The organism is Mesorhizobium sp. P2_A12 (assembly GCF_056405075.1).
The window spans coordinates 1-1,881 of sequence record NZ_JBFUCU010000070.1; the positions used below are offsets into that span (position 1 = coordinate 1).

Here is a 1,881-nt window from a genome sequence, read left to right on the forward strand (position 1 = left end):
CGCTTCGTCCGTATCGAAAACGAGGGTATCGATATCATCAAGCATTTGCGATGCCTCGTCGAGGCGACCGGCCCGCAGGAGAAGATCACAAAGTTCGCATGCCTTCTCAGGGGTATGAAATACGACGCCCTGCCCACGCCAAAGAACCACACTCTCCCGGACGTCATCGATGCCGGCATCCATGTCACCTAGATGCGAGCGGGCATGGCCACGCCACCTGAGGCCACTGCTTCGACGCGCCGTGTAGCCATGCCGTTCGCAAATCTCGACGATCTTCGTAGCGTTATCGAGTAATTCCTCGTATTGGCCGAGTAGCGCGCACAATTGGCACTGCACGAGAAGATGCCACGCGAGGTCGAAGGGCTTATCGAGCTGGTCAAAATTTTGCATCAGGCGCTCTTTCTCTTCAACTGCAGCATCAAAGAAACCCAATATGATCAGCGATTCGCTAAAATATGCCTGGGCAGATACACGTTGATCTGCACCGGCGAACGAAATGCGACGACTTGGGTCAATCCGATCAATCAGATCTAGGGCCTTGCGCAAGGCCTCCACTGCCAGCGGCTCTTCTCCCCGGTTGGAATGAGCGATCCCCTTTGTTGCCCAAAGACCACTCAGATAGGCCGTTGGAAGGAGATCGGCGCCGTTTGCGAGCTGCTCTTCGGCCAGGGTCAGGTAATCGTGATTGCGCCCGGTGGCATAAAAAAATGGAGCGAGTGAAAGCGCAACGTCACATTGCAATTCGACCGATGCCGTCTTCGCGGCGGCAAGACGTGCATCCTCAAGCGTCTTCCCAAGGCGCTCAGAACGGTATCCTTCAGCCTGCATCAAGGCATTGGCCATCGCAAGGTGGAGGCGTGTCATCCGTTCGAGGCCGCCGGAGACGTCGCCAAGTCTCCTGCTGCAGTCAATAGCACTGGAAAAGTGCGACACGGCTTCCCGGGTGGCAGCTCTGGCCAGGGCGGCCCCTCCCGCCTTTTGCCAGTGATCGACCGCGCCCGCCAAATCTCCGGCCTTTTGAAGGTGTTGGGCGAGGAGCTCAGGTTGCGCTTCAGTGATTTCGGTCCACGTTTCCTCCAACACATCTGCGGCACGCTTATGTAGCTCCTGGCGCTTAGCGCGCAGCAGTGTGCCATACGCTGCGTCCTGAACGAGCGCATGCTTGAAGAGGTAAGTGGCCAGCGGCCGCGTCCCGCGGCAGAACACCAGACCGGCGCTGACGAGGTGATCCAGTGCGCCATTTAGCTCAGCGGCATTTCGCTGTGCGACCGCTGCCAGCAATTCGTAGGAGAACTCCCGACCGAGAACCGCGCCGAGCTGTGCGACCTCCTTAACCGTTGAGCCGAGGCGATCGAGCCGCGCCATCAACGAGGCATGCAGCGTGGCGGGGACATTCAACGCTGTCGCAGCAGCTCTTGAAAGCACTGTCCTGGTGTTGCCGCCCTCCAACACCGCCTTGGTCAGCTCCTCGACGAACAGTGGCACCCCATCAGTGCGCTCGATGATCTCCGCGATAACGTCGCTCGGCAGCTCCCCGGTGCCGACGACCCGCTGGACCAGCGCGGCGCCTTCACGACGGTCGAGTCGGTTGAGGACAAGAACCGTGACGTGCGCCTGCCCGGTCCACGGCGGTTGAAACTCGGGGCGGAACGTGAGGAGAAGCAGCACTGGCAGATGCGGCACCCTCTCGATGACCAGGTCGAGCAGCTCGCGCGAGCTGGGGTCGATCCAATGCACATCCTCGAAGAGCATCAGCACCGGACCTTGTCGCGCCAGCTCTTCGAGCTGCCGGAGCAGCGCATCGAAGGTCTTCTCTTTCTTACGCTGGGGCGTCAGTTGGAGAGGCGGGAAACGGCCTTCGGTCGGCAACGACAGCAGCTC

1 pseudogene is annotated in these 1,881 nt (G+C 60.1%); it reads right to left on the reverse strand.

Going from position 1 to position 1,881, the window contains the following annotated elements:
- A pseudogene (locus tag AC1DZU_RS35485) lies at positions 1 to 1,881 on the reverse strand (hypothetical protein); the annotation flags it as partial.